This is a genomic window from Stenotrophomonas sp. 85239_Sma (assembly GCF_056481725.1).
Window position 1 is genome coordinate 4576808 of sequence record NZ_CM151163.1, and the last position, 13193, is coordinate 4590000.

Annotated in this window: 11 protein-coding genes and 2 rRNA genes (1 of these 13 cut by a window edge); 6 read left to right on the forward strand and 7 right to left on the reverse strand. The window is 66.7% G+C overall.

Annotation, left to right across the window (positions count from 1 at the left end; all coding sequences use genetic code 11):
• Positions 1-75: 75 nt before the first annotated feature.
• Entirely contained in the window at positions 76-987 is a 912-nt protein-coding gene (gene glyQ / locus ACYKG1_RS21230) for a glycine--tRNA ligase subunit alpha (RefSeq protein ID WP_262228021.1), read from the reverse strand.
• 83 nt (positions 988-1070) lie between these two features.
• On the opposite strand from glyQ, the gene ACYKG1_RS21235 reads away from it, so the two are divergent.
• The 3 genes from ACYKG1_RS21235 to ACYKG1_RS21245 are packed head-to-tail and all read left to right on the forward strand — an operon-like array spanning position 1071 to position 4587.
• Positions 1071-2906, forward strand: a complete 1836-nt coding sequence (locus ACYKG1_RS21235; protein WP_049446899.1) for a GspE/PulE family protein — start codon at positions 1071-1073, stop codon at positions 2904-2906.
• Positions 2878-3624, forward strand: coding sequence for a glutamine amidotransferase (locus tag ACYKG1_RS21240; RefSeq protein ID WP_262084187.1), 747 nt, complete (start codon positions 2878-2880; stop codon positions 3622-3624). Before ACYKG1_RS21235 ends, ACYKG1_RS21240 begins: the two co-directional genes overlap by 29 nt.
• Before the next feature lie 51 nt (positions 3625-3675).
• Positions 3676-4587 (forward strand): BPSS1780 family membrane protein, encoded by a 912-nt coding sequence (locus tag ACYKG1_RS21245; RefSeq protein ID WP_262084186.1) that lies wholly within the window; start codon positions 3676-3678, stop codon positions 4585-4587.
• A gap of 84 nt (positions 4588-4671) precedes the next feature.
• Here the strand turns inward: ACYKG1_RS21245 and tatC are convergent, their stop codons facing one another.
• The 4 genes from tatC to ACYKG1_RS21265 form a co-directional block, all read right to left on the reverse strand.
• Entirely contained in the window at positions 4672-5421 is a 750-nt protein-coding gene (gene tatC / locus ACYKG1_RS21250; protein ID WP_100474831.1) for a twin-arginine translocase subunit TatC, read from the reverse strand.
• On the reverse strand, positions 5414-5878 hold the full coding sequence (tatB, locus tag ACYKG1_RS21255) for a Sec-independent protein translocase protein TatB (protein ID WP_262084185.1): 465 nt from the start codon (positions 5876-5878) through the stop codon (positions 5414-5416). Before tatB ends, tatC begins: the two co-directional genes overlap by 8 nt.
• 15 nt (positions 5879-5893) lie before the next feature.
• A complete protein-coding gene (gene tatA, locus ACYKG1_RS21260) occupies positions 5894-6121 on the reverse strand; it encodes a Sec-independent protein translocase subunit TatA (RefSeq protein WP_012512521.1) in 228 nt (75 codons plus the stop codon).
• Between the two features lie 75 nt (positions 6122-6196).
• Entirely contained in the window at positions 6197-7096 is a 900-nt protein-coding gene (locus tag ACYKG1_RS21265) for a lipid-binding SYLF domain-containing protein (protein WP_100474833.1), read from the reverse strand.
• A 165-nt stretch (positions 7097-7261) separates the two neighbouring features.
• Between ACYKG1_RS21265 and hemH the strand changes: the two genes are divergently transcribed.
• The 3 genes from hemH to ACYKG1_RS21280 all read left to right on the forward strand — a co-directional run bounded on the left by hemH (position 7262) and on the right by ACYKG1_RS21280 (position 11471).
• A complete protein-coding gene (hemH, locus tag ACYKG1_RS21270) occupies positions 7262-8224 on the forward strand; it encodes a ferrochelatase (RefSeq protein ID WP_262084183.1) in 963 nt (320 codons plus the stop codon).
• On the forward strand, positions 8221-9075 hold the full coding sequence (locus tag ACYKG1_RS21275; RefSeq protein ID WP_478471355.1) for an alpha/beta fold hydrolase: 855 nt from the start codon (positions 8221-8223) through the stop codon (positions 9073-9075). Before hemH ends, ACYKG1_RS21275 begins: the two co-directional genes overlap by 4 nt.
• A 290-nt stretch (positions 9076-9365) precedes the next feature.
• Positions 9366-11471: a methyl-accepting chemotaxis protein gene (locus tag ACYKG1_RS21280; RefSeq protein ID WP_478471357.1), complete on the forward strand. Its 2106-nt coding sequence runs from the start codon at positions 9366-9368 to the stop codon at positions 11469-11471.
• 392 nt (positions 11472-11863) lie between these two features.
• On the opposite strand, the gene rrf is transcribed toward ACYKG1_RS21280, so the two are convergent.
• Both rrf and ACYKG1_RS21290 read right to left on the reverse strand, forming a co-directional pair.
• A 5S ribosomal RNA gene (rrf, locus tag ACYKG1_RS21285) occupies positions 11864-11978 on the reverse strand.
• A gap of 125 nt (positions 11979-12103) precedes the next feature.
• Positions 12104-13193: ribosomal RNA gene (locus ACYKG1_RS21290) — 23S ribosomal RNA — on the reverse strand (it continues 1792 nt past the right edge of the window).

Consider the following 13193-nt stretch of genomic DNA (forward strand, 5'->3'; position numbering starts at 1 on the left):
GTGGTGGGGGCGCAGCGCGCAACGCGTCCGGCGCCCCGGGTAGTGGGTGAAAAGCGGGTCGGTGCGGGAGGGCCGTCAGGCCTTCTTCGCACCCGGGAAGCCCAGCTTCTCGCGCTGCTCGTAGTACGCCCTGGCCACCGCCTGGGCCAGCGCGCGCACGCGCAGGATGTAGCGCTGGCGCTCGGTCACGCTAATCGCGCGGCGCGCATCGAGCAGGTTGAAGGTGTGGCTGGCCTTCATCACCTGCTCGTAGGCCGGCAGCGGCAGGTTCACTTCCACCAGCTTCTGCGCTTCACGTTCGCAGGCGTCGAAGCGGTGGAACATCTCTTCCACGTCGGCGTATTCGAAGTTGTAGGTGCTCTGCTCCACCTCGTTCTGGTGGTAGACGTCGCCGTAGGTCACCGGCTGGCCGTCCGGGCCGTAGGTCCACACCAGGTCGTAGACGTTGTCGCAGTTCTGCAGGTACATGCACAGGCGCTCGAGACCGTAGGTGATCTCGCCCAGCACCGGGCGGCACTCCAGGCCACCGGCCTGCTGGAAGTAGGTGAACTGGGTCACTTCCATGCCGTTGAGCCAGACTTCCCAGCCCAGGCCCCAGGCGCCCAGGGTCGGCGATTCCCAGTTGTCCTCGACGAAGCGCAGGTCGTGCACCAGCGGATCGATGCCCAGCGCCCTCAGCGAATCCAGGTACAGCTGCTGGATGTTGTCCGGTGCCGGCTTCATCGCCACCTGGTACTGGTAGTAGCGCTGCAGGCGGTTCGGGTTCTCGCCGTAACGGCCGTCGGTCGGGCGGCGCGACGGCTGCACGTAGGCCGCGTTCCAGCTTTCCGGACCGATCGCACGCAGGAAGGTGGCCGGGTGGAAGGTACCGGCGCCCACCTCCAGGTCGAGCGGCTGGATGAGCACGCAGCCCTGCTGGGCCCAGAACTGGTTCAGGGTCTGGATCAGGCCCTGGAAGGTGATCGGAACGGTCGGGGTCGCGGACATGCGTACGAGTCTTGGCCGGCAAGGGGGTGCGCTAGTATAACGGCCGACCTGCGGGGCATTCCGTACCCGGGAGGAGCAGGCAGATGGAACATCGGCTGCCGGTGGGCACGCCCGGCGAGCCAGGCGGCGTCCCGCTGCCGTGGGGCCGCCTGCATTTCGAACAGGTCGGTGCGGCGCTGCTGGCCGACGGCCTGGTCGCCGAGCACGAGGGCGAGCGCATGCGGTTTTCCGCGCAGGGCGCGCGCAATGCCAGTGAAGTGCATCCGCTGGTGCTGCTGTCCAACCTCAAGCTGGCCGCCCGCGACGGTGGCGAGCTGACCCTGGAGCGCCTGACCGAATGGCTGGCCCGGCGGACCGGCAGCCGCTACCTGCGCATCGATCCGACCCGGGTCGACGTCGCGGCCGTCACCGCGCTGGTCTCCCACGCCTATGCCCGCCGCCACCGCTTCCTGCCGCTGGCGGTGGATGCAGAGCGCGTGCTGGTGGCCACCAGCGAGCCGCTGGTACAGGAATGGCGCCGCGACCTGCAGCACCTGACCCGCCGCCGCATCGAGCTGGCGGTGGTCAATCCGCTGGACCTGCACCGCTACACCATGGAGTTCTACGGGGTGACCCGCTCGGTGCGTGGCGCCCGCGGCGACGTCCGCGGCGAGGCCAACACCACCCTGCCCAGCTTCGAGCAGCTGGTCGAGCTGGGCCGCACGGGCGACGTCAACGCCGACGACCAGCACATCGTGCACATCGTCGACTGGCTGCTGCAGTACGCCTACGAACAGCGCGCCTCGGACATCCACCTGGAGCCGCGCCGCGAAATGGGGCGCATGCGCTTCCGCATCGACGGCGTGCTGCACAAGGTGTTCGAGGTGCCACCAGCGGTGATGACCGCCGTGGTCAGCCGCATCAAGGTGCTCGGCCGCATGGACCTGGCCGAACGCCGGCGCCCGCAGGACGGCCGCATCAAGACCCGCTCGCCAGGTGGCCGCGAAGTCGAGATGCGTCTGTCGACCATGCCCACCGCGTTCGGCGAGAAGTGCGTGATGCGCATCTTCGACCCCGATGCCGCCTTCAAGAGCATCGACCAGCTCGGTTTCAGCCCGCAGGAGGCCGCCGGCTGGAATGCGCTGGTCGAGCGTCCGCACGGCATCGTGCTGGTCACCGGCCCGACCGGCTCCGGCAAGACCACCACCCTGTATTCGACGCTGAAGCGGCTGGCCACGCCGGACGTGAACGTGTGCACGGTGGAGGACCCGATCGAGATGATCGCGCCCGAGTTCAACCAGATGCAGGTCCAGGCCAACATCGACCTGGACTTCGCCAGCGGCGTGCGCACCCTGCTGCGGCAGGACCCGGACATCATCATGATCGGCGAGATCCGCGACCTGGAAACCGCGCAGATGGCGGTGCAGGCGTCGCTGACCGGCCACCTGGTGCTGTCCACCCTGCACACCAACGACGCGCCGTCGGCGGTCACCCGCCTGCTCGACCTGGGCGTGCCGCATTACCTGCTGGCCAGCACCCTCAACGGCATCCTTGCCCAGCGCCTGGTGCGCACGCTGTGCCCGCACTGCAAGCAGCCGCACAGCCTCGGCGCCGCCGATTGGGCCGTGCTGGCTGATAGCCAAGCCGCATATCCAGATGCCGCCACGCCCTGTCGGCCGGTCGGTTGTCTGGAGTGCCGGCGCACCGGTTTCCTCGGCCGCATCGGCCTGTATGAGTTGCTGCCATTGGGCTCGCGGCTGCGCGGCCAGATCCGCGCCGACATGGATCTGGCCGGTTTCACCCGTGCCGCGCGGGCTGAAGGGCTGCGAACCCTGCGCCAGGCCGGGCTTGAAAAGGTGGCGCAGGGGCTGACTACAATCGAGGAAGTCCTGTCAGTGCTGCCGCCCCCGGATGAACCCAGCCCCGTTCCTGATCCTTGAAACCGGCCGACCGGTGCCGGCACTGCGCCGCTATGGGCGCTTCCCGCACTGGATCCGCGTCGCCGCCGGGCTGGAAGAGCACGAGACCGTGGTGGTGGATGTCGAACACGGGGATGCCCTGCCCGATGCGCATGGCTTCGCCGGTGTGCTGGTGACCGGCTCGGCCGCCTTCGTCACCGACCATGCCGAATGGAGCGAGCGCAGCGCGGCGTGGCTGCGCCAGACCGCCCACGCTGACCTGCCGGTATTCGGCATCTGCTACGGCCATCAGTTGCTGGCGCACGCACTGGGCGGGGAGGTCGCCTACAACCCGGCCGGGCGCGAGTCCGGCACGATTGAACTGCAGCTGCAGCCGCAGGCCGCGCAGGACCCGCTGTTCCAGGGCCTGCCGCAGCACTTCGCTGCCCACGCCACCCACCTGCAGACCGTGCTGCGCGCCCCCGATGGTGCCGAAGTGCTGGCACGCTCCCCGCTGGATGGGTGCCACGCCTTCCGCTGGGGGCGCCAAGCCTGGGGCGTACAGTTCCATCCCGAATTCGCCACCCACCACATGCGCGGCTATGTGCGTGCCCGCGCCGACTGCATCGGCCGCCACGGCGGCTGTGCCCGCAGCATCGAGCGTGCAGTCAGCGCCGCACCGCTGGCCCGCCAGCTGCTGCGCCGCTTCGTTCGCCAGGCGCGGCTGCCTTCAGCCCAGCCGGCGGCAAAACAGGGATAATCAGCGGCACGGGCAGCCGCCCGGCCCCCCTCCTGTCCTACCCGGATGTCCATGAAAGAGATTCGCAAGCTGCCGGCCTCGGCGGGCGCCCAGTGGTTGCTGGATACGTTCTCGCTGTACCGGCGTGCGCCGCTGCAGCTGGCCCGGATCGGCCTGGCCTGGCTGCTGGTGAGCTGGGTGGTCACCCTGTTGTCGACGCTGATTCCCGGCGCCGCCGGCATGGCGGTGCAGCTGATGACCCTGGCCATCTCGCCGATCATGTTCGGCGGCATGCTGTACGCCGTGGGTGAGATCGACGAAGGCCGCCCGGGCCTGGCCTCGCACCTGCTGCAGCCGATCCGCGACCATCGCGTCAGCCACCTGCTGGTACCGCTGGCGATCCAGGTACTGGCAGTACTGCTGCTGGGCGCGCTGCTGTTCATGATGATCGGCCGCGAGGGCTTCACCGCCTTCAGCGAGGTCATGACCAAGATGGAAGAGATCAGCCGCAGTGGCCAGCAGATCAAGCCGGACGATGCCGCTGCGCTGGTGGCCAACCTGCCGGCCAAGCGCATTGCGCTGTGGATGCTGCTGGTGTTCCTGAGCGCGGTTGCGCTGTCGCTGGCGATGTTCACCCAGCCGGCGCTGGTGGTGTTCGACAAGCAGAGCGGCATGCACGCCCTGCGCCTGAGCCTGCAGGGCTGCGTCGAGAACATCGGCGCGATGATCGTGTTCGCCGTACTCGGCCTGATCGCCGCGTTCTGCATCTACATCCTGTTCGTGATCGTTATCCAGATCGCGATGCTGATCGGTGGCCCGCTGGCCGCCGCCTTCATCGCGCAGCTGGTACTGACCACGGTGCTGATGCCGCTGTATGTCGGTGCGGTGTACGCCGCGTGGAAGCAGATGTTCGTGCACCGCGGCAGCCGCGCCGCGCCGCCGATCCCGACCACGCCGACGTCGAGCGACGTCTTCCACGCCTGACGAAAAAAGGGGACGGAGGGGATTAAGTCGTTTATGCCCAGTGTGTGCAGCTAACGACTTAATCCCCTCCGTCCCCTTTTCTTTTCAGGCGGCGGGTTTCTTCACCACCGACGACGGCACCAGCCAGCGCGCGGCATGGATGCCCAGCTCGTACAGCAGGCACATCGGTATCGCCAGCATCAGTTGCGAGACCACGTCCGGCGGGGTCAGCACCGCCGCCACCACGAAGATGCCGACGATCGCGTAACCCCGGCCCTCCTTGAACTGCTGCGGCGTCACCCAGCCCAGCAGCACCAGGATCACCATTGCCACCGGCAGTTCGAAACTGCCACCGAAGGCGAAGAAGATCGCCAGCACGAAATCCAGGTAGGCGTTCGCATCCGGGGTGATCGCAATCACGTCCGGACTGAAGGTGGTCAGGAAATGGAACACCGCCGGCAGCACCAGGAAGTAGGCGAAGGCACAGCCGGTGTAGAACAGCAGCACCGAAGACACCAGCAACGGCACCGCCAGGCGCTTCTCGCGCGCATACAGGCCCGGGGCAACGAACGCCCACAGCTGGTACAGCAGCCACGGCACCGCCACGAACAGGGCCACGAAGAAGGTCAGCTTCAATGGTGCGAAGAAGGCGCCAGCCGGATTGGTCGCAATCATCGTCTGCCCGTTCGGCAGCTGCGATACCAGCGGCTCGGCCAGCGCGTTGTACAGCTTCTGGGTAAACGGCAGCAGCGCCAGCAGCGCCACGCCCAGGCCCAGCAATGCGCGTACCAGGCGGCCGCGCAGTTCCACCAGGTGTTCGACCAGCGAGCTTTCGCCGAAATCCTGTTCACTCATGGCTGGCGCGCTCCGTGCTCTGCGGCGGCGGTGCACCGGCTTCAGGGGTTGTCGCCGGCGTCGGCTCGGGAGCAACGCGCTCCTGTACCGGTGCATCGGCATGGGGCAGGCCGCTCATATGCGGCGGCAGATCCGCTGGCGCCGGTGCGCGTACCTCCTGCGCCAGCGTATCGCCCTGCCGCTGCGCGTCCTGCGCTTCGCGACGGATCGCTTCACCGCTGGCGCGCAGCTGGTTCTCGGTCTCCTGCATGCCCTGGCGCACGTCCTGCATCTGCCGCTTGATGTCCTCGGCCTGCAGTTCGCGCTCCAGTTCCTGTTTCACCGAATCCCACTGATTGCGGGCGCGGCGCACCCACAGGCCGGCGAAGCGGGCCGCCTTGGGCAGGCGCTCGGGACCGAGCACCACCAGGGCGACCACTGCAATCACCAGCAGTTCGCTGAAGCCGATATCGAACACCGCAACCGCTCCGGATCAGCGAGGGGTGCGGTCGTGCTCGTCCTGCGCGGTGCGCGAGGCATCCTGGCTGCGCGATTCGTCGCCCAGCTGCGCGTTCGGCTTGTCCTCGTCGCGCATGCCCTTCTTGAATTCCTTGACCGCCGAGCCGAGGTCCTTGGCGCCACTGGTCAGGCGCTTGGTGCCGAACACCAGCAGGACGATGGCCAGCACGACCAACCAATGCCAGATGCTGAAACTGCCCATAAAGACGCTCGTTACGTTAGTGATCAGGCTGTCGAGCATAGCGCACCGGCTGTTAGCCGGCGCGCGTGACGAAAGTCAGTTTCCGCCCAGCGTTTCCGTGCGGATTTCGCCGTCGTTGACCGGTTGGAAGCCCTGCTGCTGCGGCGGCGGGTTCTGCGGGACGTTCTGCAGCGGTGCGGTGGTGGCTTCGGCCGGGGCGGCCGGTGCTGCCTGAACAGGCGCAGGAGCGGCAGCCGGGGCCGGCACCGGGCGCGCGTTGCCACCGTTGCCACCGTTGCCATTGCGGTTGTTGCGGGCAGTGTAGGTAGCCTCTTCCAGACGATCACGGAAGGCGACCACGTCCATCGACGGCGACCCAACGGCGCGACCTTCGAAGATCATCCGCGGCGTGGTGTTGCTGCCGTAGGCCTCAAGGTTGGCGGCATCGTCGATCTGCAGCACCGCGCCATCCAACGCAACACCGGCGAACAGGCCGCGGGCACGCGACCAGGACCAGATTTCGGCCTTCAGCTGGCCGTCGGTGGCCGCAGCGGCATTGCGGCCCACCGGACCGGCGGCAACGCCGGCATCGGCACCGAGGGTGAACTTGCCGTTGACCAGGTTGTCCAGGCTGCGGTCGTTGCGGAACACCAGCACCACGTCCGAAGACTGAACGCCGGCCTGGAAGCCGATGCTGCCACCGGTCAGCTTCACGAATACCGGGCTGGACCACGCGCCATTGGGCATGCGCACCGACATCAGGCCGTGGCCGCGGCGTCCGCCAATGACCAGACCGGCCTTGATCGTGTCGGGAATGACGATGACCGCGCGGCCTTCGTCGAGCAACTTGTCCGGAATTCCCTGTTCAGGGATTTCCTGGATTTCAGCCAGCACGCGCACGGCATTGCGGGCACGCTGGTCTTCCTGCGGTCCGGCCATGGCCTGGCTGGACAGCAGGCTGGCGGCGATCAGCAGGGCTTGGATCGGGCGACGCATGGCAGGCTCCAGAAGTCAGTCCATAGGAAGATATAGCAAGTGACTGAAATTAGTGGTGTTGTCATGAATCGCCAATGAGCGCTCCCTGCTTGTATTGAGGCGCGCTATGCCTGCAATCGGAACCCTGCATCCCGGCGCGGCATCGGATCGGCGACAATACACGCCATGCTCGACGCACCCGATACCGCCGTGCTGGCGGTCAACCTAGGCACGCCCGAGACGCCGACGGCCCCCGCCGTACGCCGTTATCTGGCCGAATTCCTGTCCGACCCCCGCGTGGTCTCGATCCCGGCGCTGCTGTGGCAGCCGCTGCTGCGCGGGCTGATCCTGCCGCTGCGCAGCAGCCGTTCGGCGGCCAAGTACGCCCAGGTCTGGCTGCCGGATGGCTCACCACTGATGGTCCATACCCGGCAGCTGGCGCAGGCGATGCAGGCCCTGCTGCCAACCCTGAAAGTGCGTCATGCGATGCGCTACGGCGAGCCGGCCCTGGCCAGCGAGCTCGACCGCCTCGCCGCCGAAGGCGCACGCCGCATCGTGGTGCTGCCGCTGTACCCGCAGTATTCGACCACCACCACCGCCTCGGTCGAAGACCGCGTCGACGCCTGGCAGCGCCGCAATCCGGGCGTGACTGTCAGCCTGGTGCGTGACTACTCGATCGACCCGGGCTGGGTCGAAGCGGTTGCCGGCTCGATTCGGCGCTACTGGGATCAGCACGGTCGCGGCCATACACTGATGTTCTCCTTCCATGGCATCCCACAGCGCCTGGCCGACGCGGGTGATCCGTACCCGCAGCGCTGCGAAGCCAGCGCGCAGGCCATCGCCAACGCACTGGGCCTGGGCAAGGACGACTGGCAGATGGGTTACCAGTCGCGCTTCGGCCGCGAGCGCTGGCTGCAGCCTTACGCTGAGCCGAGCCTGTGGGCGCTGGCCGAATCCGGCGTAAAGCAGATCGACGTGGTCTGCCCCGGCTTCGCCACCGATTGCCTGGAAACACTGGAAGAAGTCGCGATGGGCTTCACCGAAACGCTGGCGGAACGCGGCGCGACGATGCGCTACATCCCCTGCCTCAACGCCGAACCGGAACACGCGCGCGCCCTGGCGCGACTGGCCGTGGCCTCGCTGGCATGAATCTGCAGCCCTTTGAACTCGAGGTCGGTGGCGCGCGCGTCGCCGGCCTGCGCAACAGCAGCGAGGGCCCGCGCGTACTGGCCCTGCATGGCTGGCTCGACAACGCCGCCAGCTTCGTACCACTGGCACCGCATCTGTCTTCGCTGCAGCTGGTGGCGATCGACCTGCCCGGCCATGGCCACAGCGCGCATCTGCCGGCCGGTGCCAGCTACACCACGGCGGCCGCGATCTGCCACGTACTTGATGTCGCCGACGCGCTGGGCTGGGACCGCTTCAGCCTGCTCGGCCATTCAATGGGCGCTGGCATCGCCAGCCTTACCGCCTCGGTCAGCGACCGTGTCGAACGCCTGGTGGCGATCGAAGCCCTCGGCGGCCTGCGCGGCCCCGAGGAAGAAACCGCCCATCGCCTGCGCGAGCATGTGAACGCCACCCGTGCGTTGGCGCGCAAGCAGCTGCGCGTGTTCCCCGACCTGGCCGCGCCGATCCGCGCACGGATGATGACCAACCAGCTCAGCGAACCGTGCGCACGGCTGCTGGTCGAGCGCGGCGTGGAACCGGTCGAAGGCGGCTATCGCTGGTGCAGTGATCCGCGCCTGATGCTGCCCACCGCGATCCGCCTCAGTGAAGGCCAGATCGACAACCTGCTGCAGGCCATCGCCTGCCCGACGCAGGTGATCTATGCCACACCGGCGCAGTCCTATTATCCCGAGCCGATGCGCAGCGATCGCCTGCAGCACCTGCGCGATGGACGGCTGGCAGTGTTTCCCGGCAACCACCACCTGCACATGGAAGCGCCGGCGCCAATCGCCGAGGTGATCCTGCGCTTCTTCAGCAACGACAACGCCGGCTGAGCGCAGGCGACCGCGCGCTTCACTCTGCGCGTTTGCGGCCGATACATCAGTTGCGGGCCCCTGCGCCCGCTGCACGCGGGTCCGGTCGGTCCTGCGGCATGTGTCTGGTTCTGCAAGGAAGTCCGCATGCCCGCTCTGCTGCACTGTCACCCACAGGATGTGGCCGCGGTGTCCCGTCTCCGCGTCGCTGATCGCGCCGCTTCCCCCGAATTCCCGGCACCCGCCCTGGTCACGCCCTGCTGCGTGCGCTGCGGCGTGCTCGTTGTCGTCTGCTGATCCAGGAGCCTCCGATGTCCAATGCATCCGCCCGTCCCCCCGATACCGCCCGCCTGTCGCACCTGCAGCAGCTCGCCCGCGGCGCCGACCGCCGCCTGCTGATCGGCAGCGCAGCGCTGGCCGTGACTGGCCTGGTGCTGGCCCTGCGCGGTCCGCACGGAATGACCGCCGCGTTGGCCGCGGGCGCGGTGTTCCCCGCCTTGTGGCTGGCTGGTCCGCTGGCAGGCCGCGGGATCGCGCGCAACGGCCTGGCGATACTGTTGTCGCTGCAGCTGGCCCTGTTGTGCGCGTTCGCCGGCCTGTCGCCGGCATTGCCGATCGCCCTGCTGCTGGGCGTGCTGCTGGGCCATCGCGATCGCCTGCCGGTGTGGCTGGCCGGTAGCATCGGCACGCTCGCACTGCTGGCGCCGCTGCAGGCGGGTGCCGCGGTGGGGCCGACACTGCTGCAGGCCGCCATGCTCGCCGGCCTGACCCTGTTCCTTGGCCAGATCGCACTGCGGCTCCGCCAGCAGACCGAAGCCCTCGGCCACGGCCCCCGCCGGTTGGCTGCACTGGCGCGCGATATCGCCACCGGTGCCGATCTTGGTGCACACGCCGACACCAGCGCCTACGCACCGGGTTCGCTGGCCCATGCGCTGGCCGACACTGCACGCCATGTGCAGGCCCAGCGTGGACGCGAAGCGGAGGCGCACGCCGAGAACGCGCAGATCCGCCAGGCCCTCGATGCCTCGCGCACCGCGATGATGATTGCCGACAACGACCACGTGATCCGCTACGTGAACCGCTCGGTGGTAGCCCTGCTGCGCAACCAGCAGGCAACGTTGCGCCAGGCCTTCCCCGATTTCGATGCCGAGCGCCTGGTGGGCAGCAGCATCCATCGCTTCCACGCCAACCCGGACCGCATCCGCGCCATCCTCAATGGCCTGCAGGTCACCCACAACGGCAAGGTCCAGATCGGCCCAGTGCACTTCGCCCAGGTGGTTACTCCGGTCTTCGACGCACAGGGCCTGCGCCTGGGCTTCGCCGTGGAGTGGCATGACCGTACCCATGAGCTCGCGCTGGAGAACGCCGTCGTCGGCATCGTCGCGGCCGCCGCCGCCGGCGATCTCGACCAGCGCCTGCAGGCAACCGAAGGCGCCAGCTTCCTCGATGGCCTGACCGGTGGCATCAACCAACTGCTGGATACGTTGGGCAGTACCGTCGATGAAGTGCGGCAGATGCTCTCGGCGCTGGCCAGCGGCGATCTCGATCGACGCATGCACGGCGAGTATCACGGCGCCTTCGCTGCGATCCAGCGCGATGCCAATGCGACGGCAGGGCAGTTGGCACGCATGGTCGGTCGCATCCAGCAGTGCGCCGCCTCGATCAGCACCGCTGCAAGCGAAATCGCTGCGGGCAATGGCGCGCTGTCCGAGCGCAGCGAGCGCCAGGCGGCGCACCTGCAGGAAACCGCCGCCTCGATGGAGGAGCTGACCGCCACCGTGCGCCAGAACGCTGCCCATGCACGCGAGGCGAGCCAGCTCGCGGTCACCACGCAGGCCGCCGCCAGCGACGGCAACGTCGCCATGCAGCGGGTGATCGACACCATGCAGGCGATCGAAGGCGCCTCGAAGCGGATCGGCGACATCACTGGCGTGATTGATGGTATCGCCTTCCAGACCAACATCCTCGCGCTCAATGCCGCGGTGGAAGCCGCGCGTGCCGGCGAGCAGGGCCGTGGCTTCGCCGTGGTGGCCAGCGAGGTGCGCGTGCTGGCGCAGCGTTCGGCCGCCGCCGCACAGGAAATCAAGAAGCTGATCGATGAAGCCGGTCGCCAGGTCGGCGAAGGTGCCCAGCTGGTGGCCGACGCCGGACAACATATGCAGGGCATTGTCGGGGGCGTGGAGAATGTCAGCCACCTGATGCACGAGATCTCGGCGGCCTCGCAGGAACAGTCGATCGGCATCGAGCAGATCAACCAGACCGTGGTGCAGATGGACCAGGCGACCCAGCAGAACGCCGCGCTGGTGGAGGAAGCGACCGCCGCAGCACGCGAGCTGCAATCGCAGGCAGGTACGCTCACCGAGGCGGTGTCGGTGTTCCGCCAACAGGAACCGCACGAGGTCTCGCGGGCCGCCTGATCGGGGCCTGCAACGCGAGCTGATGAAAACGGCGCCCGCAGGGCGCCGTTTTTTTGCCTGCCTTTGCGTGATGGGTCAGGAAAAGACCGCTTCCGGACCTGCCGTGGAGAGCGACCAACCCTGGCTGGCGCCACATCCACACACGGCGGGGATCTACCGGCAGTGCCGGCCGCTGGCCGGCAACCCCAGTGGCGTGCGCCATCTGAGCCTGCCGCCGGTAGCCTCCAACCTGGGCTGGCACCGCTCTTCGCAGGGACAGCCCATCCACGCGTGGCGTGGACCTACCGGCCGGTGTGCAGCCACGGGATTGCCGGCCAGCGACCGCCACTACCCGCATTTTCTGCGCGCAAAGAAAAACCCCGCTGCGTGAGCAGCGGGGTTTTGGGTGTAAACCCTGGCGATGACCTACTCTCGCATGGCTTGAGCCACACTACCATCGGCGCAGCTGCGTTTCACTTCCGAGTTCGGGATGGGATCGGGTGGTTCCACAGCGCTAATTTCACCAGGGAGGCTTTTGGAGAGTCGCACTCGTCCCGGGGGACAAGGCGCCAGCCTCGCATAGTTCTTGTGACGTAGCGTGCACTTGGATGCTCTTACGACGTTGTCGTAAAGCCAAGGCAACTTGAGGTTATATGGTCAAGCCGCACGGATCATTAGTATCAGTTAGCTCAATACATTGCTGTACTTACACACCTGACCTATCAACCACGTAGTCTACATGGTTCCTTCAGGGGGCTTGTGCCCCGGGAGATCTCATCTTGAGGCGCGCTTCCCGCTTAGATGCTTTCAGCGGTTATCGCTTCCGAACATAGCTACCCGGCAATGCCACTGGCGTGACAACCGGAACACCAGAGGTTCGTCCACTCCGGTCCTCTCGTACTAGGAGCAGCCCCTCTCAAATCTCCAACGCCCATGGCAGATAGGGACCGAACTGTCTCACGACGTTCTGAACCCAGCTCGCGTACCACTTTAAATGGCGAACAGCCATACCCTTGGGACCGACTACAGCCCCAGGATGTGATGAGCCGACATCGAGGTGCCAAACACCGCCGTCGATATGAACTCTTGGGCGGTATCAGCCTGTTATCCCCGGAGTACCTTTTATCCGTTGAGCGATGGCCCTTCCATACAGAACCACCGGATCACTAAGTCCTAGTTTCCTACCTGCTTGATCCGTCGATCTTGCAGTCAAGCACGCTTATGCCTTTGCACACAGTGCGCGATGTCCGACCGCGCTGAGCGTACCTTCGAGCTCCTCCGTTACTCTTTAGGAGGAGACCGCCCCAGTCAAACTACCCACCATACACGGTCCCCGACCCAGATAATGGGCCCAGGTTAGAACGTCAAGCACGACAGGGTGGTATTTCAAGGATGGCTCCGCTGCAGCTAGCGCCACAGTTTCATAGCCTCCCACCTATCCTACACAGACGAACTCAACGTTCAGTGTAAAGCTATAGTAAAGGTTCACGGGGTCTTTCCGTCTTGCCACGGGAACGCTGCATCTTCACAGCGATTTCAATTTCACTGAGTCTCGGGTGGAGACAGCGCCGCTGTCGTTACGCCATTCGTGCAGGTCGGAACTTACCCGACAAGGAATTTCGCTACCTTAGGACCGTTATAGTTACGGCCGCCGTTTACTGGGGCTTCGATCAAGAGCTTCGCCTTGCGGCTGACCCCATCAATTAACCTTCCAGCACCGGGCAGGCGTCACACCCTATACGT

Excerpts from the sequence above, each read along its gene's own strand:
- glyQ (WP_262228021.1), bottom strand. The coding sequence starts at position 987 with ATGTCCGCGACCCCGACCGTTCCGATCACCTTCCAGGGCCTGATCCAG.
- ACYKG1_RS21235 (WP_049446899.1), top strand. The coding sequence starts at position 1,071 with ATGGAACATCGGCTGCCGGTGGGCACGCCCGGCGAGCCAGGCGGCGTC.
- ACYKG1_RS21240 (WP_262084187.1), top strand. The coding sequence starts at position 2,878 with ATGAACCCAGCCCCGTTCCTGATCCTTGAAACCGGCCGACCGGTGCCG.
- ACYKG1_RS21245 (WP_262084186.1), top strand. The coding sequence starts at position 3,676 with ATGAAAGAGATTCGCAAGCTGCCGGCCTCGGCGGGCGCCCAGTGGTTG.
- tatC (WP_100474831.1), bottom strand. The coding sequence starts at position 5,421 with ATGAGTGAACAGGATTTCGGCGAAAGCTCGCTGGTCGAACACCTGGTG.
- tatA (WP_012512521.1), bottom strand. The coding sequence starts at position 6,121 with ATGGGCAGTTTCAGCATCTGGCATTGGTTGGTCGTGCTGGCCATCGTC.
- ACYKG1_RS21265 (WP_100474833.1), bottom strand. The coding sequence starts at position 7,096 with ATGCGTCGCCCGATCCAAGCCCTGCTGATCGCCGCCAGCCTGCTGTCC.
- hemH (WP_262084183.1), top strand. The coding sequence starts at position 7,262 with ATGCTCGACGCACCCGATACCGCCGTGCTGGCGGTCAACCTAGGCACG.
- ACYKG1_RS21275 (WP_478471355.1), top strand. The coding sequence starts at position 8,221 with ATGAATCTGCAGCCCTTTGAACTCGAGGTCGGTGGCGCGCGCGTCGCC.
- ACYKG1_RS21280 (WP_478471357.1), top strand. The coding sequence starts at position 9,366 with ATGTCCAATGCATCCGCCCGTCCCCCCGATACCGCCCGCCTGTCGCAC.